The organism is Bacillus sp. HSf4, assembly GCF_029537375.1.
Taxonomy (GTDB): Bacteria; Bacillota; Bacilli; order Bacillales; family Bacillaceae; genus Bacillus; species Bacillus sonorensis_A.
Genome location: NZ_CP120679.1, coordinates 2,897,506 through 2,922,156 on the forward strand (window position 1 = coordinate 2,897,506; position 24,651 = coordinate 2,922,156).

23 protein-coding genes, 1 other RNA gene and 1 other annotated feature are annotated in these 24,651 nt (G+C 47.6%); of the genes, 2 read left to right on the forward strand and 22 right to left on the reverse strand.

What is annotated here, in order from left to right:
• Nucleotides 1–2 precede the first annotated feature (2 nt).
• The 17 genes from P3X63_RS14970 to cymR all read right to left on the reverse strand — a co-directional run bounded on the left by P3X63_RS14970 (nt 3) and on the right by cymR (nt 16,326).
• Nucleotides 3–1,271 (reverse strand): peptidase U32 family protein, encoded by a 1,269-nt coding sequence (locus P3X63_RS14970; RefSeq protein ID WP_077736337.1) that lies wholly within the window; start codon nt 1,269–1,271, stop codon nt 3–5.
• Between the two features lie 13 nt (nt 1,272–1,284).
• Nucleotides 1,285–2,214: a peptidase U32 family protein gene (locus P3X63_RS14975; protein ID WP_077736336.1), complete on the reverse strand. Its 930-nt coding sequence runs from the start codon at nt 2,212–2,214 to the stop codon at nt 1,285–1,287.
• A 6-nt stretch (nt 2,215–2,220) separates the two neighbouring features.
• A complete protein-coding gene (locus P3X63_RS14980; RefSeq protein WP_026588061.1) occupies nt 2,221–2,871 on the reverse strand; it encodes an O-methyltransferase in 651 nt (216 codons plus the stop codon).
• A gap of 170 nt (nt 2,872–3,041) precedes the next feature.
• Complete coding sequence (mltG, locus tag P3X63_RS14985) at nt 3,042–4,142, reverse strand: endolytic transglycosylase MltG (protein ID WP_026588062.1); 1,101 nt, start codon at nt 4,140–4,142, stop codon at nt 3,042–3,044.
• A 105-nt stretch (nt 4,143–4,247) separates the two neighbouring features.
• On the reverse strand, nt 4,248–4,532 hold the full coding sequence (locus P3X63_RS14990) for a DUF1292 domain-containing protein (protein WP_026588063.1): 285 nt from the start codon (nt 4,530–4,532) through the stop codon (nt 4,248–4,250).
• Nucleotides 4,533–4,545: 13 nt separating this feature from the next.
• Nucleotides 4,546–4,962: a Holliday junction resolvase RuvX gene (gene ruvX / locus P3X63_RS14995; protein WP_026588064.1), complete on the reverse strand. Its 417-nt coding sequence runs from the start codon at nt 4,960–4,962 to the stop codon at nt 4,546–4,548.
• 6 nt (nt 4,963–4,968) lie between these two features.
• On the reverse strand, nt 4,969–5,235 hold the full coding sequence (locus tag P3X63_RS15000) for an IreB family regulatory phosphoprotein (protein ID WP_003183920.1): 267 nt from the start codon (nt 5,233–5,235) through the stop codon (nt 4,969–4,971).
• 83 nt (nt 5,236–5,318) lie between these two features.
• Nucleotides 5,319–7,955 (reverse strand): alanine--tRNA ligase, encoded by a 2,637-nt coding sequence (gene alaS, locus P3X63_RS15005; RefSeq protein ID WP_077736335.1) that lies wholly within the window; start codon nt 7,953–7,955, stop codon nt 5,319–5,321.
• Nucleotides 7,956–8,300: 345 nt separating this feature from the next.
• Nucleotides 8,301–9,359 carry an AI-2E family transporter gene (locus P3X63_RS15010; RefSeq protein WP_277691263.1) on the reverse strand — a complete coding sequence of 353 codons (1,059 nt, stop codon included), beginning with the start codon at nt 9,357–9,359 and terminating at the stop codon, nt 8,301–8,303.
• A gap of 90 nt (nt 9,360–9,449) precedes the next feature.
• Nucleotides 9,450–9,581 carry a YrzQ family protein gene (locus P3X63_RS15015; RefSeq protein WP_077736334.1) on the reverse strand — a complete coding sequence of 44 codons (132 nt, stop codon included), beginning with the start codon at nt 9,579–9,581 and terminating at the stop codon, nt 9,450–9,452.
• A 15-nt stretch (nt 9,582–9,596) separates the two neighbouring features.
• Nucleotides 9,597–9,788 (reverse strand): hypothetical protein, encoded by a 192-nt coding sequence (locus P3X63_RS15020; protein ID WP_006637793.1) that lies wholly within the window; start codon nt 9,786–9,788, stop codon nt 9,597–9,599.
• A gap of 15 nt (nt 9,789–9,803) precedes the next feature.
• Entirely contained in the window at nt 9,804–10,268 is a 465-nt protein-coding gene (locus P3X63_RS15025) for a PRC-barrel domain-containing protein (RefSeq protein ID WP_026588067.1), read from the reverse strand.
• Between the two features lie 89 nt (nt 10,269–10,357).
• Nucleotides 10,358–12,730, reverse strand: a complete 2,373-nt coding sequence (recD2, locus tag P3X63_RS15030) for an SF1B family DNA helicase RecD2 (RefSeq protein WP_277692935.1) — start codon at nt 12,728–12,730, stop codon at nt 10,358–10,360.
• Between the two features lie 70 nt (nt 12,731–12,800).
• Nucleotides 12,801–13,451: a tetratricopeptide repeat protein gene (locus tag P3X63_RS15035; protein WP_026588069.1), complete on the reverse strand. Its 651-nt coding sequence runs from the start codon at nt 13,449–13,451 to the stop codon at nt 12,801–12,803.
• 97 nt (nt 13,452–13,548) lie between these two features.
• Entirely contained in the window at nt 13,549–14,667 is a 1,119-nt protein-coding gene (mnmA, locus tag P3X63_RS15040; protein WP_277691269.1) for a tRNA 2-thiouridine(34) synthase MnmA, read from the reverse strand.
• Nucleotides 14,668–14,750: 83 nt separating this feature from the next.
• Nucleotides 14,751–15,890: a cysteine desulfurase family protein gene (locus P3X63_RS15045; protein WP_277691271.1), complete on the reverse strand. Its 1,140-nt coding sequence runs from the start codon at nt 15,888–15,890 to the stop codon at nt 14,751–14,753.
• 19 nt (nt 15,891–15,909) lie between these two features.
• Nucleotides 15,910–16,326 (reverse strand): cysteine metabolism transcriptional regulator CymR, encoded by a 417-nt coding sequence (gene cymR / locus P3X63_RS15050; RefSeq protein ID WP_026588072.1) that lies wholly within the window; start codon nt 16,324–16,326, stop codon nt 15,910–15,912.
• Nucleotides 16,327–16,657: 331 nt separating this feature from the next.
• Here cymR and P3X63_RS15055 point away from each other — a divergent pair, with 331 nt between their 5' ends.
• Nucleotides 16,658–17,923, forward strand: a complete 1,266-nt coding sequence (locus P3X63_RS15055) for a replication-associated recombination protein A (RefSeq protein WP_026588073.1) — start codon at nt 16,658–16,660, stop codon at nt 17,921–17,923.
• Nucleotides 17,924–18,132: 209 nt separating this feature from the next.
• Here P3X63_RS15055 and P3X63_RS15060 read toward each other — a convergent pair whose 3' ends face one another.
• From P3X63_RS15060 to P3X63_RS15080, 5 genes are all read right to left on the reverse strand, one after another.
• Complete coding sequence (locus P3X63_RS15060) at nt 18,133–18,897, reverse strand: tRNA threonylcarbamoyladenosine dehydratase (protein ID WP_077736332.1); 765 nt, start codon at nt 18,895–18,897, stop codon at nt 18,133–18,135.
• Between the two features lie 145 nt (nt 18,898–19,042).
• A non-coding RNA gene (gene ssrS, locus P3X63_RS15065) (6S RNA) lies at nt 19,043–19,239 on the reverse strand.
• Nucleotides 19,240–19,307: 68 nt separating this feature from the next.
• A complete protein-coding gene (gene aspS, locus P3X63_RS15070; protein ID WP_277691276.1) occupies nt 19,308–21,086 on the reverse strand; it encodes an aspartate--tRNA ligase in 1,779 nt (592 codons plus the stop codon).
• Nucleotides 21,087–21,100: 14 nt separating this feature from the next.
• Nucleotides 21,101–22,375: a histidine--tRNA ligase gene (hisS, locus tag P3X63_RS15075; protein WP_277691277.1), complete on the reverse strand. Its 1,275-nt coding sequence runs from the start codon at nt 22,373–22,375 to the stop codon at nt 21,101–21,103.
• A 78-nt stretch (nt 22,376–22,453) separates the two neighbouring features.
• Nucleotides 22,454–22,697 (reverse strand) — a binding site (T-box leader).
• 54 nt (nt 22,698–22,751) lie between these two features.
• Nucleotides 22,752–22,916 (reverse strand): YrzK family protein, encoded by a 165-nt coding sequence (locus P3X63_RS15080; protein ID WP_163170565.1) that lies wholly within the window; start codon nt 22,914–22,916, stop codon nt 22,752–22,754.
• Nucleotides 22,917–23,059: 143 nt separating this feature from the next.
• Between P3X63_RS15080 and P3X63_RS15085 the strand changes: the two genes are divergently transcribed.
• Entirely contained in the window at nt 23,060–24,631 is a 1,572-nt protein-coding gene (locus P3X63_RS15085; RefSeq protein WP_277691281.1) for an N-acetylmuramoyl-L-alanine amidase family protein, read from the forward strand.
• The last annotated feature ends 20 nt before the right edge of the window (nt 24,632–24,651 follow it).

The following is a 24,651-nucleotide window of genomic DNA, read 5'->3' on the forward strand; positions in this document are numbered from 1 at the left end:
CATTACTGCCCCTTTCTCATCATGTTGCTCGGATAAATCTTCTTGTTGACTTTAAATTTGACGATTTGCAGGGGATGGCGGGCTGCATCAAGCACATTGCCTTTTTCGTCCCAAATCGTTTCAATCTTGGTTGTGAAATTGTCTATTTCCGGGCCGAAAAATTCGACTTCATCTCCGGTTTTAAAGAAGTTGCGCTGCTGGAGCGTGACCATTTTTGTTTCCTCATCATAATCAAGGACAAGGCCGACAAAGTCGTATGTTGTTTTCTTGCCGTGGACGCCGAACATCTGCTCCTCATAGCCCGGCGTTCCTTCAAAGAAGGCGGGAGCGGTGTCTCTGTTTGCACATTTGTCGAGTTCCTTCAGCCACTCTTCTTGAATGACGAAGTTTTCGGGATCTGCGCAATAAGCATCGATCACCTTTCGATAGACGCTGACGACGGTTGCAATATAGTGGATCGATTTCATCCGTCCTTCGATTTTGAGGCTGTCAATGCCGATTTCGATCATTTGCGGGATCGATTCAATCAGCTTCAAGTCTTTTGGACTCATCGCAAACGGCGCATCTTCTTCTTCGTAAAGCGGAAGCGCGTTTGCACCGTTTGTCTGGTACAGGTCATAATCCCAGCGGCAGGACTGGCAGCAGCCTCCGCGGTTTGAATCCCTTGCCGTCATATGGTTGCTGAGCACGCAGCGTCCTGAATAAGCGATGCACATTGCACCGTGAATGAACGTTTCGATTTCGATATCGACTTTTTCTTTCATTTCCTTGATTTCCAGAGCACTTGTTTCACGCGCAAGCACGACCCGCTCAAGGCCTTCTTCCTTCCAGAACTGAACAGCTTTCCAGTTTGAAAGGGACTGCTGGGTGCTCAAATGCACTTCAAGCTTTGGTGCAACCCTGCGGCACGTTTCAATGATCAGCGGGTCGGCGACGATAATACCTGAAACACCTGCGCCTTCAAGATCGCGCAAATAGCCTTCAAGGCCGTCGATATTTTCTTCATGGGCAAAAATATTGGTCGTCACATAAATCTTTGCACCATATTTTTTTGCAAACTCAACGCCTTCAGCCATTTCCTCAATCGAAAAATTATCTGCGTTTGAGCGGAGTCCATATTCACGTCCGCCGATAAATACCGCGTCTGCTCCGTAGTGGACGGCGATTTTCAGCTTTTCCAGATTTCCCGCCGGAGCCAATAGTTCAGGCTTTTTCGTAATGACGCGTTTCCCATTGACGATTTTGGAAATTTTATCTTTTACTGCAGACATGGTGATCCCTCCCTTAATATACTGTCTCTTTGAAAAAGAACCCGGTGTCGATGCTGCGGTTGACAGGCTGAATCTCTTCAATCCGCTCGATCCACTGTTCTTTTTTATCTTCGTACGCTTGTCTGTCTGTGATGCAAAGATCGATGGCCTCGCGGTACATGGCCGTCACCTCTTGGATGTAGTCAGGCGTTTTTAAAATGCCGTCGATTTTAAAGGAGTCGATTCCGGCATCGATTAAATCTTCAAGCTCGTCGATGATGCAAACATCATTCGGGCTCATAATATGCGTGCCGTTTTCATCTTCAAAAATCGGATATTTGTTGCCGCGTTCTTTGTCATGAAGATACATGCCTTTTTCTTTTTTCTTGCCTTCGATGTCCATGACTTTGCCTTGGTATTCAAAATAATTTCCGATCAATGAACGCTTGGACTGAAACATGCACGTCATCCCGTGAACTTGGATTTCGATTTCAACTTCAGCCTGGTCTTTAATGTCGATCATGCTGTCCATATTCAGCTCTCTTGCCAACACCGCGCGCTTGGCTCCCTTGCGCCCCCAATAATTGCAGGAATAATGGTTGGTTGCGGTCGTCTCCGTATTCCAATGGAGCTTCATGTCCGGCGCCGATTCGCGCGCAGCCATCAGAACTGCGGGGTCGCCGAAGACGACTGCATCGGCGCCTGCCGAGGCCAAAAACGAAAGATAGTCATTGAGCTCAGGCACTTTATCATTATGAAAGATCGCGTTCATGGCGACATACACTTTTGCGCCGGCTTCATGGGCCTCCCGGATCGCTTCCTCGATATCCTTCCGGGAAAATTCCCCGGCCAGGCGCAATCCGTATCTTTGTTCGCCGATGATAAATGCGTCGGCGCCCGCTTTAGCCAAAGGCTTAATATCTTGAACAGCTGTCGGTGTTACAAGCAGTTCAGGTTTTTTCATATCCGTTCACCTCTTTTTGCTGACGGCCAATCCGTCTCCGATCGGCAATATCGCCGTTTGATAATCGGGATGGTCCATCAGCCAATGATTATAATGATCTATTTTAGAGACAAGTTTTTTGATCCGCTTGCTTTCGATTTGATCGCAGCCGCCGGCGACAAGCCCTTTAAACAGGACATTGTCGGTGAAGATGATTCCATCATCCGCCAGCATCTTTTCATACATCGTAAAAAACTTTTGATATTGTCCTTTTGCTGCATCAATAAAAAGCGCGTCGTAAGGAGCCATCGACTGAACGGCGTCTGACTCGCTGAGCGCATCTCCGAAAATCACGCGGATTCTGTTTTCCATCTGAAAGGATTTGATATTTTTCAGCGCTTCATGATACCTTTTTTCATCGCGCTCAATTGTTAAAATGTCAGCTTCAGGGAGATGAAGCGCCATCCGAATGGCCGAGTATCCGATGGCGGTGCCGATTTCAAGAATCTTTTTCGGGTTTTTGAGCGAAAGAAGCTGCAGCAGCGCTTCAATACCGGTCGGTTCCATAATGGGCACACCATGCTCTTCGGCATAATATTCCAATTCCATAATTTCCGGCGGCCGCGGCTTGATAAGCCGTTCCAGATAGCCGGTTAGTTCCTCATGTCCGATCTTCACGGCGGATGAGCCTCCCTTTCATAAAAAGAGCTTTAGGTCAGATGTTGAACTCTCCTAAAGCGGTACATGTCTTTTCTCGAATAAACAACCCGATATATTTTACCATAAAACCTTTCTGTTTGCGAATAAAAGGAGAGTATTTTTTTACTCTCCCTCTCCTTCGTCCGAATTCACTCGCTTTGATTGTTGGTGATGTACTTTGATTTGGCTTTATTGTGCTCCTGAAGTGTTTTTGTAAAAACGACTTCTCCATTTTTCTTGGCGAGAAAGTAGACGTATTCTGTTTGATCAGGGTTAAGTGCCGCTTCCCATGACGATTCCCCCGCGTTGGCAATCGGTCCCGGCGGGAGTCCGGTATTTTTATACGTATTATATGGGGACTTCGCCTCAAGATCTTTATAGACGACGCGGCTTTTATGTTTTCCAAGCGCATACAAAACCGTCGGATCCGTTTGCAGCGGCATTTTTTTGGCCAAACGGTTATAGAACACGCTCGAAATTTTGTGGCGGTCCGCTTTTTCCGTCGCTTCCTCTTCGATCAGTGAAGCCATTGTCAGCGTTTTGTGGACGGACATTTTTTTATCGTTCATCTGTGACTCGTATTTTTCGGCCCGTTTATCGGTTTGCTTGATCATCGCTTCGATGATGTTCTCAAGCTTTGTCTCCGGATCATAGAAGGGATATGTCGCAGGGTAAAGATAACCCTCAAGCGGATGTTTAATATTCTTGTTGAAAACCTCATCCGTGATCAATTTCGGATACTTCTTTTTTAATGTGTTGATAAAATCACGGTCATCCAGCTTGTTCATGACTTCTTGTTTGGAGTAGTTCGTTTCTCCGGCGATGATGTCGGCGATTTCACTCAGCTGTCTGCCTTCGGGAACGACGATTTTAAAGGCCGGAACATGTGACGCGCTTGTCAGCTTTTTGATCATATCGGCAGGTTCCATGGACTGGCTGAGCTGAAAATTTCCCGCTTGAAAACCGGATGCGCTTTTAAATTTCACATAAGCGATGAACACTTTTTCGTTTTTAATTAAGTGCTGTTCTTTTAGTTTTGCAGCAATGGAAGAAACTGACGATCCTTTCGGAATATAGACGTTGACCATTTTTTTGCTGTTTTTATCGACCGGTTCAAGTGCGGATTTTACATACAGAGAAAAACCGCCCGCGCCAATGATGAGCAGCACGGCTGCCACGGCGAGACAAAACTTTATTTTATGATTAAGGAGTTTTTGAAAAAATGTGTTTTTAGTCTGATCTGCAAACATTAAAGTCCTCCTCTCCTCCCATGCTATATACTACATGATTCGTATTCATTCGGCAATTTATTACAAAATGTTTTCATAAAAAAAAGCCGCCCTGCGGCAGCTTTTTTATTCTTGCTCTTCTTCATCAGCCAAAAACGTGTTCAGCGTCTCTTCGATCATATCCCATTCTTCTTCTGTTTCAATCGGCATCAATTCGCCGTTCTCACCGTTTTCATTCGGAGTGAAGCTTGAAGCGTGAATTTCGATTTCTTCTTCATCCTGTGCTTCAACTGGATAATACAGCACATATGATTTATTAAATTGATCGCTGTCAAATGTGAAGAGCACCTCACAAAGCTGTTCATTTCCTTTATCGTCTACAATCGTAATGTTTTTTTCTCCATGTTCCACCATGATCACCTCATTAGTTTAGGCTGTCGAGATATCCTTGCAGGATCATCACAGCTGCCATTTTATCGATTACTTTTTTTCGTTTTTGCCTGCTGACGTCTGCTGATATCAGCATCTTTTCGGCCGCCATCGTCGAGAGCCGCTCGTCCCAAAGCACGACGGGTACATGAAACGCGTCTTCAAGCACCTGCGCAAACTTCTGGCTGGCTTCTCCCCTCGGGCCGACGGAACCGTTCATGTTTTTGGGAAACCCGAGTACAATTTTATCTATTGTATAGTCTTTCGTTAACTCAGCGAGGCGGCTCAGGCCGTAATCACCATTCGCTTCGTCAATTTTAATCGTTTCAATGCCTTGAGCCGTCCAGCCCATTTCATCGCTGAGGGCGACGCCGAGCGTTTTTGAACCTAAATCCAGACCTAATATTCGCATTTGTATTTACGCCTCTTTATGCTGTTCTAAGTACGATTTAACCAGCTCTTCGATTATCTCGTCTCTCTCTATTTTCCGAATCAGATTGCGTGCATCTCGATGCCTTGGAATGTAAGCGGGATCACCTGATAGCAAATATCCGACAATTTGGTTGATCGGGTTATAGCCTTTTTCCTGAAGCGCGTCGTGGACGGTTATCAGCACCTCATTTACATTTGTCTCCATTGAATCGTCGGAAAAGTTAAATTTCATCGTCTTATCAAATGAGCTCACCGTTTTGCACCTCTTTCCCAAATTCGCAGGCAAAGTTCCAGCCTGATTGCCTTCTCATCATCATTCTACACCACATCGGTCATTTATAAAACGGATTTCACCCATTCTTCTGCAGAAGATAAAGCTTCTTCCAATTTTTCAGGCTGTTTTCCTCCCGCCTGAGCCATGTCAGGACGGCCGCCGCCACCGCCTCCGCACGCCTCGGCGACTTGTTTAACAAGTTTGCCGGCATGGAATCCTCTCTCTATTAAATCTTTTGTAACTCCGGCAGAAATATTCACTTTTTCATGTTGAACCGTCGCAAGCACGATGACGGCTGAACCCAACTTCGCTTTCAGGTCATCGACCATTGTGCGCAGATGGTTCATGTCTTTTGCATTGACTTTTTCCGCGAGCAGTTTCACCCCGCCGATTTCTTTCACTTTTTCCAGGATCTCTCCCGCTTCTTTGTTGCCGAGCTTCGCGAGCAGGGATTCGTTTTCCCTTTGGGCTTCTTTTAAATCGGACTGCAGGGATTCGATCCGCTTTGGTACTTCTTTTACATTGGTTTTCAGCACTTCTGCCGCAGCCTCGAGAACTTGGAGCTTGGCGTTCATCTCCTCGTAAGCGCCTTTGCCTGTGACGGCTTCGATCCGGCGGGTCCCGGCTCCGATGCCCGATTCTGACACGATCTTAAAGAGGCCGATTTCAGCCGTGTTTTTCACGTGGCAGCCGCCGCACAGTTCGATGCTGTAATCGCCGACTTGGACGACGCGGACGATATCCCCGTATTTTTCTCCGAACAATGCCATGGCTCCCATTGCTTTCGCTTCATCGATCGGTTTCAAATCGATTTGCACAGGAATTGAAGCCCAGATTTTTTCATTTACTTTTGCTTCAATTAGCTCAAGCTCTTCTTTCGTCACTTGGCCGAAATGGGAGAAGTCAAAGCGCAGACGGCTGTCTGACACAAGCGATCCGGCCTGGTTGACGTGCGTTCCGAGCACATCTTTCAATGCTTGATGGAGCAGGTGTGTCGCCGTATGGTTTTTGACGATATCCTTTCTGAGCCGGTTTGTTACTTCAGCGGTCACCATCATCCCTTTTTCAACTGTTCCGCTTTCAACCGTACCTTCATGCAAATGCTGTCCGTTCGGTGCTTTTTTGACATCCGTGACGCGGACAGCAGCATCGCCGCTTCTGACCCAGCCTTTGTCGCCGATTTGTCCGCCGCTTTCGGCGTAAAACGGTGTTTTCTCCAAGATGAATTGGACGGATTGACCTGCATGAACTTGATCAGCAACCTCTCCGTCTTGAAGAAGCTCGGCGATTTTCGTTTCCGTTTTCAGATCCGTATAGCCGATGAACTCGCTTTCGGTCATGATATCGCGGAGAACACCGCCTTGAACCTGCATGCTGCCGACATCCTGGCGGGCCTGGCGCGCGCGTTCGCGCTGCTTGTCCATTTCGCGTTCGAAGCCTTCATGGTCAACATTCATGCCTTCGTCTTCGGTGTACTCTTCCGTCAGTTCGACAGGGAATCCGTACGTATCGTACAGCTTGAAGACATCTTCTCCGGAAATAACGCTGTTTCCTTTCGCTTTCTCCTTTTGAATGACTTCAGACAGGATGGCAAGCCCTTCGTTCAATGTTTCATGGAAACGCTCTTCTTCCGTTTTGATGACTTTCGCGATGAAATCGGCTTTCTCTTTTACTTCCGGGTAGTAAGCGGCCATAATGTCAGCCACAACGGGAACGAGTTCATACATAAACGGACGATTGATATTGATTGATTTGGCATAGCGAACAGCGCGGCGGAGCAGCCTTCTGATGACATAGCCGCGCCCTTCGTTGGACGGAAGCGCTCCGTCACCGATGGCAAACGCAGCCGTCCGGATATGATCGGCGACAACTTTAAAGGCCGTATCTTTTTCAGCAGATGTTCCGTACTTTTCTCCTGAAATGGCTTCTGTCGCCTTGATGATCGGCATAAACAGATCTGTATCATAGTTTGTCTTGGCATCTTGAATGACGGAAACCATCCGTTCCAGACCCATCCCTGTATCAATGTTTTTCTTCGGCAGCGGTGTGTATGTTCCGTCAGGATTGTGGTTGAACTCGGAGAACACAAGGTTCCATACTTCTAGGTAACGCTCGTTCTCCCCGCCCGGGTAAAGTTCCGGATCAGACAGATCATGTCCATAATCTTCACCGCGGTCATAGAAGATTTCGGTATTCGGTCCGCTCGGGCCTTCCCCGATATCCCAGAAGTTCCCTTCAAGCCTGATGATACGCTCTTCGGGAACACCGATTTTTTTCGCCCATAAATCGTAGGCTTCATCGTCTTCCGGATGAACCGTCACCGACAGGCGCTCAGGATCGAAGCCGATCCATTTCGGATCAGTCAAAAATTCCCATGCCCATTCGATCGCTTCTTTTTTAAAATAATCACCGATCGAAAAGTTTCCGAGCATTTCAAAGAACGTATGGTGGCGGGCCGTTTTTCCGACATTCTCGATGTCATTTGTCCTGATCGATTTCTGCGCATTACAGATGCGCGGATTTTCCGGGACAACCCGTCCGTCAAAGTACTTTTTCAGCGTCGCTACACCGCTGTTGATCCAAAGCAGTGAAGGATCTTCATGCGGAATAAGGGAAGCGCTCGGCTCAACGGCATGTCCTTTTTCCTTAAAAAAGTCTAAAAACATTTGCCGCACTTGTGCGGATGTTAACACCTTCATATTCAAACTCCTCCTTTAGTTGCTCACATGCAATATAAAAAGCTCCCGCCCCATGCAAACAAGCGTTTACACAGGGACGAGAGCTCCATCTCGCGGTACCACCCTGATTATGGGCAAAAAGAACGCCCATCACCTCATATCCGAATAACGCCGGATGAAACGGCAGGTTTTAAGCCTGCACTCAGGATTAGCTTCTACTGCTCTTCTGCTTAAAGCTCTTTCACCGCACGGAGCTTCTCTCTTTTAAACAGGGCTTCAGTATACTCGGATCCGTCAAACGAGATACGTATGTATGTCTATTTCGACATTATAGACAACGAAAAGGGGAATGTCAATCTTCTTCATTCAAGCCTTTCTCGCCGCCAGAAAATGGGCGAACATGACCTTTAAAACAGCCATTACGGGCACGGCTAAAATCATGCCGATAATTCCGTCCAATTCGCCGCCGGCAAGCAGCCCGAGCATAATCACGACAGGGTGCATATGAAGGCTTTTCCCGACAACAAGCGGCCCGAGAATGTTGCCTTCAATAAACTGCAAAACCAAAATGGTGATCATGACGACGATAACCAGTCTCGCGGACAGCGCGGCGGCAATCATCACAGCTGGAATCGCGCCGATGACCGGACCGAAATAAGGAATGATGTTCGTCGCGCCAATAATCAGACCGAGGATCAGCGGATAGGGCAGATCGAAAAACCAAAACGAGAGGCTTGCGCCCAAGCCGATCACAAGGCAGACAAAAAGCTGGCCTCTGATATAGTCTCCAAGCGAATCATCGACATCTTTGATAAACGCGCCGCCTCTCTTCCTCCACGAACGAGGGGTTAAATACCAGACGGCTTTTTTCATCACATCAATATCTTTGACCATATAAAACACCAAAAAAGGAATGACAGCCGCAACAAGCATATAGTCAAAAACAAAACGGATGCTTGTAATCGTCCGTTCCGCCCAGCTTCCCACGAATTCTTCGGTCTGATCGACATACTTGTCGATTCTGTCATGCATCCCGTCAGGCCAGCCATCTGTATGGTGATGCAGTTTTTCGAGCATGTTTTCATAAGATGCAGCAAGGACGGGAATCCCTTCAGACAGCTCGGTCAGCTGTTTGATGAAAATGGGGACGCCTTTGTAAAAGGCATAGCCGAGCCCCCCGAAAAACAAGAAGTAAATCAGCAAGATGCTCAGCGTCCGCGGCACACCCGCGCGGTGGATTTTTTCCACGATGGGCAGAAGCAGATAAGTGATAAAAACCGCAATCGCCAGAGGGATCAAAATCGATTTGAGTAAAATGCACGCCGGCTCCCAGATCATTCTGAGCTGCAAAAAGATATAGACGGTCAACAATAAGAGCATGAAAATTGTGATCCACATTAAAAGGTGCAGCGGTTTTTTCAGCATTTTTTTCACCCCTTGTTAGCTTTTGAAATCTGTTTGTATTTATTCCCCAAGAAAAAAAGGATGCCCTGTCATAAGGGCACCCTTAGGGTGTTAAAACATTTTCATGACGCGTCTTCTGAGCTTTCTCATGTTCCGTCTGTTCAACATGTCGTTTTGCGACATCATGCGGTACATCAAAGCTCCGGCTCCTAAAGAAATGAGAGAAGTCATTGTCCGATTCAAATTACGAACCCCCATTCAAAGGTTAATCGTACGTTCGTCATCTGTAAACAGATCGTCAAGGCTGCTCAATGTTCCGTCTTCTTCGACTTGATGGGTTGAAATTTTTCCTTTTGAAAGGGTCAGCTCAATGAAACATCCCCAGCAATAATATTGATTCACACCGATTTTGCCGATGTTTTTACTTTTGCAGTTCGGGCAAATAAGCATTTGAACACACACCTCTTATTCATTCAAGACGATTGTGTTTCTGCCTATTTCAAGCGGTTCTCCTGATGACTGAACTTGCTTTTTATCGCCTGACAAATCGGCAAAAAAACCGTCTGATAGTTCATATGCTACGATTATGCCCGAGTCTGAAGAAAAGTATACATCTTCCAGCATCCCCAGTGTTTCACCAGAGCCGTTTTTGACCATTTTTTGCTTCAGCTGGTCGTAGGATAGAGCCTGCTTCGGGATGTGCATCGGCTTAAATTCGGTGAAATCAACATATACGCCGTCTGTTGTAATGTCCGTGACAGCGGGAAGCGGAAGAAGGGAACGATGATGATAAAACCGCCGTTTTTCTTCCATAATAAATCCGAGACATGTCCCTTCCTGCGAAAAACAGATATCCGTCACCATCCCAAGCAAAAGAGAAGACTGTTTATCATAAACATTGAGCCCTTCCAGCTCATTGCATGTTCTCAAAGTGTGATCAACCACCTTTTGTCGAACAGTCTTAGCTTCTGCCGCAAGAAAGGGACTCATACGATGTAATGGATTCCATGAAAAGATCCTTATTCCGCCTCTTCTTCCATAAAATCAAACGGTGTGACACCCTCCATTCCGATATTGGCGTCAAATACGCTGAAAGGCAGTTCCTTTTGGAGCGCCATCAGCTCTTCATCTTCTTCATGGGCGGCCTGTTGCAGCCTTCTTTTAAGAGACGTCTGCCGTTCCGAGGATTCTTTATTTCTGACGCCCCATTCAAGAGCCTCCTCTTCTCCGCACAAAATCAGGAATTTTTTGCTTCTTGTGATGGCTGTATACAGCAGGTTTCTTCTCAGCATCCTGTAATAGCTTTTGACAATGGGAAGAATCACGATCGGGAATTCGCTGCCCTGCGATTTGTGAATCGAGCAGCAATACGCATGTGTAAATTGGTTAAAATCTTTTTTGGTAAATGTGATTTCGTTGCCGTCAAAAGAGATGACCGCCATATCTTCTTTTTCCGTGTTTTCTTTTGCATAAAAGATGGAGACGATCTCGCCCATGTCGCCGTTGAATACATTGTGTTCAGGCTGGTTGACAAGCTGAAGAATTTTATCGCCCGTCCGGTATACGACTTCCCCGAATTTGATTTCTCTGCCCTTCGGTTTCGGCGGATTCAGGATGTTTTGCAGGGTCAAGTTCAATTCATTGATACCGGCCGGTCCTTTGTACATCGGGGCAAGCACTTGAATGTCCCGTGCTGAATACCCTTTTTGCAGCGCATTTTTGACGACTTTTTCTACAACCTCCTTGATCTGCTGTTGGCGGCAGCGGATAAAAGAGCGGTCTTTCGTCGGCGCCGTCAAATTTTTCGGGAGGTAGCCTTTTTTCATTTCATGCGCCATTTCCACAATGGACGACCCTTCGGCCTGCCTGTAAATATCGGTTAGTCTGACAGCCGGGATCACGTTTGATGCGAGCAGGTCTCTCAGCACCTGTCCAGGACCGACGGACGGGAGCTGGTCTTCATCCCCGACCATAATCACCTGTAAATGATCGGGAATCGCTTTAAACAATTGGTTGGCCAGCCATATATCAAGCATGCTCGTTTCATCGATGATGACCAGCTTCCCTTCGATCGGGTTGTCTTCATCATGTGTAAAACCTTCGGCGCCGTTCCAGCCGAGAAGTCTGTGGATCGTGACAGCCGGGAGACCTGTCGACTCGCTCATCCGTTTTGCCGCTCTTCCTGTGGGCGCAGCCAATACAAACGGAAAGGTTTCGTCTTTCTTATAATCGGCGGGATTCAGACTCAAGCCGTGAAGCTCGCTGTACAATTCAACGATTCCTCTGATGACGGTCGTTTTACCCGTGCCGGGGCCGCCTGTTAAAAGCAGCATCGGCGACATCAGCGCCTTTTGTATCGCTTCCTTTTGGCTTGGTGCATATTGAACCTGCATCCGCTCTTCAAGCTCGCCTAAAGCAAGCAGAAATTCAGATTCGGGAAACTGCTCATCGTATTCGGTCTGTTCGGCGATCTTCCGGACTCTTTTGGCAAAGTTTTGTTCAGCGTAGTAAAGCGATGGATAGTAGCATCTGTCGTCTTCTACGAAAAGTTCTTTTTGCTCGCCAAGCGCAATGATTTGATCCGCCACATCCATTTCCGTCACTTTCTCATCGCCTGCCGACTGGTTCAACAGCTTTTGCGTCTCGATGATCAGCTGCTTGGTTTCTATGTACGTATGTCCTTCCTGAAGGCATGCCGCTTCAATCGTATATAAAAGCGCCGCCTTGATCCGTTCGGCATGTTTGCCTGAAATCCCCATTCTTCCGCCTAGTTCATCTGCCTTGATAAAGCCGATGCCTTCCACATCCTTGACAAGCTGGTACGGATTTTCCCGGATTTTATCAAGGGTTTCCGATTCGTATGCCTGGTAAATTTTCATGGAAAGCTGCGGCCCGAAGCCGAATTCACTCAAGGAGATCATAATCTGCTCAAGTCCCTGATGCTGCTGAAGGCTTGAGGCAAGCTTATCCGCCTTTTTTTTGGAGAGCTTTGGCACATCATACAGGACGGCAGCGTCCTCTAAAATTTTATTGATCGCACCCTCTCCAAGCTTTTTGACGATCTCTTCGGCCGTTTTTTTGCCGATGCCTTCAAACAAATCGCTTGCTAAATACTGAATGACGCCTTCTTTTGTCGTGGGAACTTCTTTTTTAAAATGATCCGCTTGAAATTGCAGGCCAAACTTCGGATGGGAGGCGGTTTTTCCGTAAAATGTATAGGTTTCATCTTCAAAGACCGCAGGGAAGTATCCCGTTACTGAAACGCTTTTTTCTTCAAAAGACTCCGATGTTTCCTGCACTTTTACTTTTAGGACGGTGTAGAGGTTTGTTTCATTATGATAAATGACACCCGTTACCGTCCCTTTCAGAAAAGAGGCTTCTTCCATTTGCATTTGCCCGGGATTTTGAGGCTGTTTCACGTTTTTCCCCCCTCCTTTTTAGCTTTGGCCTGACAAGACGGATTCAATCCTCTTCAAGCAGCTGTTTCGCACGTATGCTCAGCATATGGTCAGGCTGGATTTGAATCGCCTTGTTCAGCATGTCAAGCGCTTTTTGGCGATTTTCTTTAAATGCGTAAGCGACCCCTAAATTGTAGAAAGCATCCGCATGGGATGGATCAAGGGCTGTAACCTTAGAAAAAGCCTCAATCGCTTCGTCAAGCATCCCTTCATTAGCAAGGCACATCCCGTATTGAAAGCGCGCTTCATGGTCCGATTCATTCAGCTCGGCCGCCCGTTGCAAATACGGCATCGCAAGCTTCGGCTGCTCAAGTTTCATCAGCGAGGTGCCGAGCATATAAAAGAGATCGCCGTTTTCCATGCCCGTCCGATGTGCTTTTTCAAACATGTCCTTTGCTTCTTGATAACGCTCTTTCATCATATATACATTTCCGGCACCATAATAAGCCGCACCGGCTTTTTCATCAAGGCTGACCGCTCTTTCATAAAATTTGAGCGCCCGATCCAATTCGCCGACCGCTGATAGCAAGTTCGCGAAATTGATGTACGGGACGGGGTCGCCGCTGTTTTCATCAATCGCTTTTGTAAAGGCTTCCGCCGCTTTTTCAAAATCGCCTTTTTGCATGGCTTCAATTCCTGTTTGGTTGTAGTCCAACGCCCTCTCCCTTTCGTCCTCTATTTTAAAAAGGCCGTCGACAGTGTCGACAGCCGTTAAGAGCCCCGGGGCCCTTTATTTTCCCGGAATGCCCTCTTTATACATACCACAGTTGTTGTCCGTCTTTATACACATCGTCAATCGTTCCGCCGCCAAGGCATTCGTCGCCCTTGTAAAAAACGACGGCTTGCCCGGGTGTGACGGCGCGGACAGGCTCTTTAAAGACGATTTCCGCTTCACCTTCTCCGGTCATTCTGACAGTGACTTCGGTATCGGGTTGACGGTAGCGGAATTTAGCTGTGCAGGCGAGTTCAGATTCGCCGCCAAATGCGCCCTCATGTACAAAGCTGACATTTGTCGCCGTAATTTGATCAGAATATAGGAGCGGATTGCTGAAGCCTTGATCAACATATAAAATATTTTTTTCCAGGTCTTTTCCGACGACGAACCAAGGCTCTCCGCTTCCGCCGATACCAAGCCCGTGCCTTTGCCCGATCGTATAGTACATCAAACCGTCATGGCGGCCTTTAACTTCGCCATCCATCGTCCGCATTTCTCCCGGCTGTGCAGGGAGGTATTGGCTGAGAAACGTTTTGAAATTCCGTTCGCCGATAAAGCAGATCCCAGTGCTGTCTTTTTTCGACGCCGTCGCGAGTCCCGCTTCTTTGGCCATTTCCCTGACGCGGCTTTTTTGCAGCTCTCCGATCGGAAACAGCACTTTGCTAAGCTGCTCCTCTGTCAGCTGGTTCAAGAAATAGGTTTGATCTTTATTTTCATCAAGACCTCTCAGCATTTTGACGCGGTTCCCGCTGCGGTCGACTCTCGCGTAGTGGCCTGTGGCGAGGAAATCGGCGCCAAGGGATAAAGCGTGCTCCAAAAAAGCTTTAAATTTAATTTCTTTATTGCACATGACATCGGGATTCGGGGTTCTTCCCGCTTTATATTCATCAAGAAAATATTGGAAGACCTTTTCCCAATATTGTTTTTCAAAGTTTACCGCATAATATGGAATGCCTATTTGATTGCACACTTTAATGACGTCTTCATAATCTTCCGTCGCTGTGCAAAAACCGTTTTCATCTGTGTCATCCCAGTTTTTCATAAAAATTCCGATGACATCATAGCCCTGCTCTTTCAGCAGCAGAGCTGCCACAGATGAGTCTACGCCTCCTGACATCCCCACGACTACGCGTGTATCCTCAGGCCGCTTCGCCATTTCCATCAACTCCAATAAATCAATTCAAAAACTTGTCATTCCAGATCATATCATCATTGCCGCACCTGATGCGAATCTTTAGCTTATGACAAACGCTTGACGATGTCCGCAAGCTCTTTTGCGGCCCGCTTTACCTCATCTTCCGTATTGCCGAAGCCGAAGCTGATCCGAATCGATGATGTCAGCTGGTCCGCATCCTCGCCAAACATGGCGGAGAGCACATGGGAAGGCAGCACTGATCCGGCGGTGCAGGCCGACCCGCTCGACACCGCAATCCCCGCCATATCCAAGTTGACAAGCAGCGCTTCAACCGATACCCCGGGAAAATATAAATTCAAAATGTGCGGCAGGCTGTGCCGGACACTTCCATTTACAGCAAATGAGACCCCTTCCGTCTCAAGCGTATCGGTGATGATGTCTTTCAATCGACGGTAGAGCGCGCGTTTTTCGTCTCTCTCCTGTTTTGCAAGCGAGACGGCTTCCCTCAGCCCGATAATGCCCGGGACATTTTCCGTTCCGGCACGGCGTTTTCGTTCCTGTTCGCCTCCGAAAAGGAGCTGGGTGAGCTTCACATGCTCATTGACGTATAAAAAGCCTGTCCCCTTGGGACCATTCAATTTATGCCCGGAGACAGACATCATATCGATATGGCTCTTTTTTACATCAATCGGCAAAAAGCCGAAGGCCTGGACAGCGTCTGTGTGAAACAAGGCTTGATGATCTTTTAAAAGCGCTCCGATTTCTTCAATCGGCTGAATCGTTCCCACTTCATTGTTTCCGTACATCACAGTGACAAGGATGGTGTCGTCGCGCAGCGCCTCTTTGACCTGCTCCGCCGAGATCCGTCCGCTTTTATCCACATCAAGATATGTGACATGAAACCCCATGTCCTCCAGCCTGTTGCATGTATGGAGAACGGCGTGGTGCTCGATCTTGGTTGTAATGATGTGGCGGCCTTCTTTTTCTCTCGCCAGCGCGCTGCCTAAAATCGCCATATTATCGGCTTCTGTCCCGCCGCTCGTAAAAACGATTTCATTGTGATGCGCTCCGATTTCTTCAGCGATCATCGCCCTTGCATCATCAAGCCATTTCCGGCTTTCCCTTCCAAAAGAATGTATGCTTGAAGGGTTTCCGAAGTTTTCCGTTAAGTAAGGCAGCATTTTTTCGACGACGCGCGGGTCAGTCGGAGACGTTGCTGCATGATCTAAATATATCCGTTCCATCCTAGATTACACCTCGATCTTAAATGTAAAACATATAGGCTTCCTGATCGCCTTCCGTGTAGCTTGCCAAATCCTCGAGCGTCGTCGAGTCAAGCACTTCTTTAACGGCGTCGCGGATCTTAATCCACAGCTCGCGCTTGGCCGGCTCCTCATCTTCAAGCACTTCAACGGGGCTGATCGGGCCTTCCAAGACGCGAATGATATCCCCCGCCGTAATCGCCGAAGGATCGTCACCGAGAATATAGCCGCCGTATGCGCCGCGGATGCTTTTCACGAGGCCGGCATTCCGCAATGGTGAAACAAGCTGTTCTAAATAATGTTCTGATAAATCGTTCGTCTGGGCAATGCTTTTCAATGAAGTCGGACCTTCCCCATGCTTTTTGGCAAGCTCAATCATAATCGTCAGCCCGTATCTGCCTTTAGTTGATATTTTCAAAATGAACACCTCTACCCTATAAAAAGTCAAGCTTTCAGCCGGGCTTCATACCGGTGCTTAAAGGGATGCTGCCCCTTTTAGCCGCTATCCGGTCATCAACACGCCCGGCGCTTATATAAGCCCGGGTGTCACACCGGGCATCTGATATGTAAAAAATACGCTTTGGGACAGGTCTTCCGCCTTGTCCATCTGATAGATTACAGGTTATTATAGCACACTTTATTTAAACTTTCATTTTCAACCCATATGTTCAGCTTGCCATATTCATTTCTTTTCTAATCGTCTTTTTTCCGTTACTCTATAAAAAGAATACATTCAGGAGAGATTATTCATGAAACCATTGGCATTTCGTATGCGACCGACCAAAATAGAAGACATTCTCGGCCAGGATCATCTCGTAGGAGAAGGAAAAATCATTCACCGGATGGTACAGGCAAAACACCTTTCATCGATGATTTTATACGGCCCTCCGGGAATCGGAAAAACATCGATCGCGACCGCGATTGCCGGAAGCACAAGCATCGCCTTCCGGAAGCTGAACGCCGTGATCAATAACAAAAAAGACATGGAAGCCGTTGCTGCCGAAGCAAAAATGTCCGGGCAGGTGATTTTAATACTGGATGAGGTCCACCGGCTCGACAAAGGCAAGCAGGATTTCCTCCTGCCGTATTTGGAAAACGGCATGATCATCATGATCGGTGCGACAACAGCGAACCCATATCATGCGATTAATCCCGCGATCAGAAGCAGAACGCAGATTTTCGAGCTTCATCCACTGAGTTCCGAACAGATAAAAGCGGCCATCAAACGTGCGTTAAGAGACGAACACCGGGGCTTAGGCACATATGACGTCAAAATCGATGAAGAAGCGCTTGACCATTTCGCCGCAGGCTGCGGCGGAGATGTCCGTTCCGCGCTGAACGCTTTGGAGCTTGCCGTCCTGTCCACAAAGGAAAACGGTGAGGGAACGATTCACATCACACTGGACATTGCGGAGGAGTGTCTGCAGAAAAAAAGCTTTACACATGATAAAGATGGCGATGCCCATTATGACGTAATCTCCGCTTTTCAAAAATCGATCAGAGGGTCTGACGTCAACGCCGCTCTCCATTACTTGGCGCGGCTGATTGAGGCGGGGGATTTAGAAAGCCTCGCCCGGCGGCTGCTCGTCATCGCCTATGAAGACATCGGCCTTGCCAGCCCTCAAGCCGGGGGAAGAACGCTCCAGGCGATTCAAACGGCAGAGCGGCTCGGCTTCCCGGAAGCACGCATTCCACTGGCAAACGCCGTGATCGAACTATGTCTGTCGCCCAAGTCAAACTCGGCGATTCTCGCTGTTGACGAGGCTCTTAGCGACATCCGCGCGGGAAAAATCGGCGATGTGCCAAAGCATTTAAAAGACGCGCACTACAAAGGAGCGGCAGAGCTTGGCAGAGGTGTTGATTACAAATACCCGCATGACTACGAAAACGGCTGGGTCGAACAGCAGTACCTGCCCGATCCTCTCAAAAACAAAGTGTATTATCAGCCGAAACAGACAGGGAAGTTTGAACTGGCGTTAAAGCAGATCTACGACAATTTGATGAAAAAGAAATAACAAAAGGCCTGCTGAGTCAGGCCTTTAAATATAGCGGACGGTGTTGCGGGACGCCTATCTCTCCATTTCTTTTATCGATGAACGAAATACTCGTCAAACGCCTCAAAAGATTGGCACTTGGCAAGTACCGTCCAAGTGTGCGCTACGCATTCTGAAGCTTTTCCTCTTAAAATGACAAAAAGAACAGCACCTCTGCTGTCCTTTTTGCTTTATTTATCTTTCACCCTTTTGATCGGAATATCTTTCAAAAGCTCCATGACCACATGGCCGCCCATGATCAAGCCGGCGACGGACGGGACGAAAGCGTTGGAAGACGGCGGCATTTGCGCTTTGCGGATTTTCGCTTCGTCATTGCCCACTTCTTTGCGGACGTCTTCGCGGATGACGATCGGGCTTTCGTCAGAAAACACGACTTTGACACCCTTTGTAATCCCTTCTTTTCTCAGCCTTGTCCGCACCACTTTCGCAATCGGGTCCGTATGCGTTTTTGAAATATCGGCCACCTGAAATCTTGTCGGATCCGTCTTATTGGCCGCACCCATGCTCGAAATGATGCTGATGTTCCGCTTGAGGCACTCTTTCATCAAATGGATCTTATAATGAATCGTATCTGAAGCGTCGATCACATAATCCGGTTCATAAGCAAAAAACTGCTCATACGTCTCTTCGGTATAGAACATTTTTAAAGCGACGACATCGCATTCCGGGTTAATATCGGCGATTCTCGCTTTCATTAAGTCCACTTTCGGCTGCCCGACCGTTGAAAGCAAAGCGGGGAGCTGACGGTTGACATTCGTGATGTCAACGTCATCTTTATCGACCATGACGATCCGGCCGACTCCAGAACGGGCGAGCGCTTCGGCCGCGAATGAGCCGACCCCGCCGATGCCTAAAACGGCAACCGTGCTGTTTTTTAAAATATTCAATCCTTCTTTGCCAATCGCTAATTCATTGCGTGAAAACTGATGTAACAAGAACCTCACTCCATCTTTATATACAATTACCGATAGTATCTTAACACAATCGGGTGATTAAACAAGCAGTCTTTTTCATATTTTTTCGTTCCGTCTCATACATTATCCTATGTATGGCTTAAAAACCGCCTTTTTTCCGCACAAAAAAAGTCCCGATTGTGCCGTTGTCGCATTCCTTCGTTTTGATCCCGCTCTCGGCAGGTGGGTGTTCTGTTCCAAACTTTGCAAGTCCTCTTTAGCACCCGAGTGATAAGAGGCGTTTGCTCCATTTGAAAACGTCGAACTCCCAAGTAAAAAAATGTTCGGTCAAAACTAGGTGTACAACAAACACATCAGGACTTTATTTGTTAAAAATGATATCATACGTCCCTTTGATTTTCAATGGGATGTACAGCCGTATATTTTACAATTCACTGTCGAATTTTGTGTTTAATTTCCAGGTGCAGCTCATCAAGCTGAGCGTTGTCGACCTCGCTTGGCGCTTCGGTCATCAGGCAGCTTGCGCTGGCCGTTTTCGGAAATGCGATCGTATCCCTCAAATTCGTACGGCCGCTGAGCAGCATCACCAGCCTGTCAAGACCGAGCGCAATACCGCCGTGCGGAGGAGCCCCGTATTCAAAAGCCTCGAGCAGGAACCCGAATTGCTCCTTCGCTTCTTCTTCTGAAAAGCCGAGAAGGCCAAACATTTTCTCCTGAACGTCTTTTTCAAAAATACGGATCGAACCGCCTCCAAGTTCATAGCCGTTTAGGACAAGATCGTAAGCCTGCGCCTTCATGTCCTGCGGGTTCGTCTCGATCAGCTTGAGATCCTCCCTGACAGGCATTGTGAACGGGTGGTGCGCGGCATAGTAGCGGCCTTCCTCAGCATCGTACTCAAGAAGCGGCCAGTCGACAACCCATAAGAAGTTAAACAAGCTTTCATCGATCAGGTTCAGCTCTTTACCAAGCTTTAAACGAAGTGCTCCCAGCGCGTCATTGGCGACTTCGAGCTTGTCGGCCACAAAGAGAAGCAGATCCCCATCTGCGGCGTCAAGCGCCTGAACAAGCGCCTCCTGTTTTTCGCCGGCAAAAAACTTCGCAATCGGTCCTTTAAGTCCATCCGCTTCTGTTTTCAGCCAAGCCAGCCCTTTTGCTCCATAGTTTGCAGCGAACTCTCCAAGCGCATCGATATCTTTGCGAGAGTAGTTTGCAGCGGCACCTTTAACATTGATCGCTTTGACCGCTCCGCCGTTCGTCACGGCTGAAGCGAACACTTTAAAGTCCGAATCCTTCACTGCTTCTGACACATCCGTCAAAAGCATGCCGAAGCGCGTATCCGGTTTGTCTGAGCCGTATCGGTTCATGGCATCCTCATACGACATTCTAGGAAGCGGAAGCGAGATTTCAATGCCGTGCGTTTCACGCATCACATGCGCCATCATTTCTTCTGAGAGCTTCATGATGTCTTCCTGGCTCATAAACGACATTTCGATATCGATTTGCGTAAACTCAGGCTGACGGTCGGCGCGCAGGTCCTCATCCCTGAAGCAGCGGGCGATTTGATAATAGCGGTCAAACCCTGACACCATCAAGAGCTGCTTAAAGATTTGCGGAGATTGCGGAAGCGCATAAAATTCCCCTTCATGCACACGGCTCGGCACAAGATAGTCGCGCGCGCCTTCGGGCGTGCTTTTTGTTAAAACAGGCGTTTCAATATCAAGAAAGCCGTTGTCATCCAAAAAGCGGCGGACAGCTTTTGTGACGTTATGGCGCATTTTCAGGGAGTTGAACATCTCCGGACGGCGCAAGTCGAGATAGCGGTGCTTCAATCTGATGTCTTCAGATACTTCTGCAGCCTGGTCGCTGATCGCAAAAGGAGGCGTTTTAGCCGCACTCAGCACATCAACGGATTCCGCCTGAATTTCGATCCTTCCGGTTTTCAAGTTCGGATTGACTGTTGCTTCTTCACGGGCAACGACTTTGCCTGTAATGTCAAGCACATATTCGCTGCGGATGCTTTCAGCTGTTTCCAGGGCGTCTTTGGAAACGTCTGGATTAAATACGACCTGCACAATGCCGGTACGGTCTCTCAAATCAATAAAAATCAAGCCTCCGAGATCGCGTCTTTTTTGAACCCATCCTTTTAAAACGACGGATTCTCCGATCGCCTTCTCCGTTATTTCGCCACAATAATACGTTCGTCCAAACAAAGCGGTCCTCTCCTTTAACTTTCAGTGTTTGTTTTCAAAAAACGGATGAATTCATCAAGGCCAATGGCCTGTTGATCTCCTGTTTTCGCATCTTTGACATTCATTTGATTTTGGTTCAGTTCATCCTCGCCTAAAACAGCGATATATTTCGCATTGAGGCGATCGGCGGCTTTAAACTGGCCTTTCATTTTTTTCTGTTCATAGTCGATTTCAGCGGATATCCCCGCTTCTCTCAGTTTATAGAGAAGGGATACGGAATAGTCTTTGGCTTTGTCGCCAAGTGTGACGATATAGCAGTCAATGCCTTCATCCGCTCCGACTTTTACATTTTCAGCATCCAGTGCGGCAAGCAGGCGCTCAATGCTCATCGCAAAGCCGATGCCCGGCGCTTTCGGTCCGCCGAATTCCTCGGTCAGCCCGTCATAGCGCCCTCCGCCGGCAAGCGTCGTGATGGCTCCGAAGCCTTCCGCATCACTCATGATTTCAAAAGCTGTATGGTTGTAGTAGTCAAGTCCTCTGACGAGATTCGGATCCACTTCAAACGAAATCCCGATGTCTGTTAAGTATTGCTGCACTTTTGCAAAATAAGCTTTTGACTCTTCGTTTAAATATTCCAAAATGGACGGCGCCGTTTTCATCAGCTCATGACCTCTGTCCTTTTTGCAGTCTAAAATCCGCAGCGGATTCTGCTTGAGACGCTTTTGGCAGTCGCCGCAAAATTCATCAATGCGCGGTTCGAAGTGATCGATCAGCGCTTCTCTGTGAGCAGCCCGGCTCGTTTTGTCGCCAAGGCTGTTAATGACGAGCTTCAAATTGCGCAGACCAGCTTTTTTGTACACGCTCATCGCCAGCGCAATGACTTCCGCATCAATCGCCGGATCGCTTGAACCGATCGCTTCGATGCCAAATTGATAAAATTGACGGAAGCGTCCGGTCTGCGGCCTTTCATAGCGGAACATCGGGCCGATATAATACAGCTTTGTCGGCTGGACAGGATTTGCAAACAGTTTATTTTCAACAAAAGAACGGACTGCAGAAGCCGTACCCTCGGGACGGAGCGTCAGGCTTCTCCCCTTTTTGTCAGCGAACGTATACATTTCCTTTTGAACGATATCAGTCGATTCTCCCACACCGCGTGAAAATAGCTCTGTATGTTCAAAAATCGGCGTCCGGATTTCTTTATATTGATACGCATGACACGTCTCTCTCGCAATCTTCTCTACATATTGCCAGCGCTCTGATTCTCCGGGGAGGATATCCTGCGTTCCCCTTGGAATATTAAATCCCATTTGTAAAGCCTCCTCTTCAAAATACCTTTTTCTTATATGTAAAATAGAAAAAACCCCCGATCCTACTATAAAACCAATAGTAGGGACGAGAGTTATACCCGTGGTGCCACCCTAGTTGGAACTTTTTACAGTTCCCGCTTTTCTTACCTTTAACGCAGGCTCACGTCCTCCGCCTAATCACCTGTCTTTTTCGACCTTAGTTTTCAGCGGGAAACCTTCGGAGTGTTCATTCGGATAAGATACCGTGCAGACCGCTTTCAGCCCAGGGCGGTTCCTCTCTTTTCACGTACTCTTACCTACTATTCTCCATCTTCAGTTCAACTCATATGTATACCAATTTATATTATAATACGAAGGTTCTGTTTCCATGTCAACCCTAATGACGGTTCTTTTTATTCTTTAGTGATTCTTTTGATGTCAGACCCAGCTCTGTTGCTGTTTCTTCAAGGAAGCCTATGTGCTCGGGATCGGCATCATCCTTAAGATGCAGATTTGCATCCAGCTCATGGATCGCTTTACCCATCCTTTGATTATACCTCATATCGCAACATCCTTTTGCAATCTTTTTTCTATAGTATAAACAAATCATTTTCATTTTATTAAAAAATCTCCAAGGAATATACGATATAAAGAAAGAAGTATTGTTCCAAGTTTCTTACTGAAAGGAGGAGATGGAGAATCAATATGAAAAAAAGCGCAATATTGATCCTGTCGATCATGCTGGCAGCTCCTGCGGCCATTTTCACACCGTCCGGCACCGCGTCGGCGGCGATCGGGGAAGCCGTGATCGCCACCGATGAAATCAACGTCAGAAGCGGTCCGGGATTGAGCCACGAGATCATCAGCGTCGTCAGCCGGAATGAAAGCTATCCGATCCTCGAAGAAAAAGGGGACTGGGTGCAAATCCAGTTGAACAACGGTCAAAAAGGCTGGGTTGTCGATTGGCTGATTCAGAAAAAAGCTCAAAGCTCCGGCGGATCTGAATCCACAAGCGGAAAGGTGACATCTTCCGCATCTGATTTGAGGATCAGAAAAGGGCCCGGCACTTCATATGAAGTCCAAGGCACTTTCCCTCAAGGTGAACAGGCTGATGTATTAAAAACCGATGGAAAATGGATGAAGATTTCCTATCAAAATATAACAGGATGGGTTCATTCCGATTATGTCACACAAGATGGTTCAGAGCAAAAAACAGCTCAATCATCAGGTACAAATACTTCATCTAAAACAGGCACAGTCGGAGTCTCCATTCTAAATGTCCGCAGCGATGCTTCCCATCAAGGAACAATCATCGCTACGCTGAAACGGAACACAGACGTGACGATTATAGATGAACAGCACGGATGGTATGAAATCGAGTTTGACGGGCAAAAGGGCTGGGCAGCAAGCCACTATATTGTAGAGGATCATAAAGAGAACACGGGCGATGGAGAAACAAGCGCCGCATCCGATGCTAAACAGAAAGCCACCATCGTGTACGAAGGAACAAATATTCGCAGCGATGCTTCGACTTCCTCGCCGATTGTCGAACGCGCCGAAAAAGGCGAGTCCTACCCGATTACAGGCGAAAAAGCGGACTGGTATGAAATTACGCTGTCAAACGGTAACACGGCTTATGTCGCCAGCTGGGTCGTTCAGACGTCTGATGGATCAAGTTCAGCGGGAGATTTGGACATCCCTTCACCTCCCTCATCAAAACGTTCGGATTCAAACGGTTCTATCCAAAACAAAACGGTTGTGATTGATGCCGGACATGGCGGACATGACAGCGGAACAATCGGAACGCGGGGGACGCTTGAGAAGAGGCTGACCATAAAAACGGCGAATCTTCTCGCCGCCAAGCTCAAAGCCGATGGGGTTAACGTCTACATGACGCGCAATGACGACACCTTCGTCAGCCTTCAGTCGCGTGTTGCGACCTCTCATTATCGAAATGCCGATGCATTCATCAGCATTCATTATGATAGTATCGCCAATTCATCTGTAAATGGTAACACGGCTTATTACTACAGTACGTCTAAAGATCAGAAGCTGGCCGCAGACGTCCAGTCTGAAATCGAAAAACACTCGCCTCTGAAAAGCCGCGGCGTGTTGTTCGGCGATTATTTTGTGTTGAGGGAAAATCAGCAGCCGGCTGCCCTGTTAGAACTCGGCTATTTAAGCAATCCGCAGGAAGAAGCGGTCGTCAGCACAAACGCTTACCGTGAACGGGTGACGGACGGGATCAGAAGCGGACTTGAACATTATTTCGACTAAAAAAAGCTGCCATTTGGCAG

Excerpts from the sequence above, each read along its gene's own strand:
- P3X63_RS15045 (WP_277691271.1), bottom strand. The coding sequence starts at position 15,890 with ATGGAACGGATATATTTAGATCATGCAGCAACGTCTCCGACTGACCCG.
- P3X63_RS15085 (WP_277691281.1), top strand. The coding sequence starts at position 23,060 with ATGAAAAAAAGCGCAATATTGATCCTGTCGATCATGCTGGCAGCTCCT.
- P3X63_RS15055 (WP_026588073.1), top strand. The coding sequence starts at position 16,658 with ATGAAACCATTGGCATTTCGTATGCGACCGACCAAAATAGAAGACATT.
- alaS (WP_077736335.1), bottom strand. The coding sequence starts at position 7,955 with ATGAAGGTGTTAACATCCGCACAAGTGCGGCAAATGTTTTTAGACTTT.
- P3X63_RS15010 (WP_277691263.1), bottom strand. The coding sequence starts at position 9,359 with ATGCTGAAAAAACCGCTGCACCTTTTAATGTGGATCACAATTTTCATG.
- mltG (WP_026588062.1), bottom strand. The coding sequence starts at position 4,142 with ATGTTTGCAGATCAGACTAAAAACACATTTTTTCAAAAACTCCTTAAT.
- ruvX (WP_026588064.1), bottom strand. The coding sequence starts at position 4,962 with ATGCGAATATTAGGTCTGGATTTAGGTTCAAAAACGCTCGGCGTCGCC.
- P3X63_RS15080 (WP_163170565.1), bottom strand. The coding sequence starts at position 22,916 with ATGAGGTATAATCAAAGGATGGGTAAAGCGATCCATGAGCTGGATGCA.
- mnmA (WP_277691269.1), bottom strand. The coding sequence starts at position 14,667 with ATGGCGAAGCGGCCTGAGGATACACGCGTAGTCGTGGGGATGTCAGGA.
- recD2 (WP_277692935.1), bottom strand. The coding sequence starts at position 12,730 with ATGCAAATGGAAGAAGCCTCTTTTCTGAAAGGGACGGTAACGGGTGTC.
- P3X63_RS14975 (WP_077736336.1), bottom strand. The coding sequence starts at position 2,214 with ATGAAAAAACCTGAACTGCTTGTAACACCGACAGCTGTTCAAGATATT.
- hisS (WP_277691277.1), bottom strand. The coding sequence starts at position 22,375 with ATGGGATTTAATATTCCAAGGGGAACGCAGGATATCCTCCCCGGAGAA.
- P3X63_RS14970 (WP_077736337.1), bottom strand. The coding sequence starts at position 1,271 with ATGTCTGCAGTAAAAGATAAAATTTCCAAAATCGTCAATGGGAAACGC.
- P3X63_RS15020 (WP_006637793.1), bottom strand. The coding sequence starts at position 9,788 with ATGCTTATTTGCCCGAACTGCAAAAGTAAAAACATCGGCAAAATCGGT.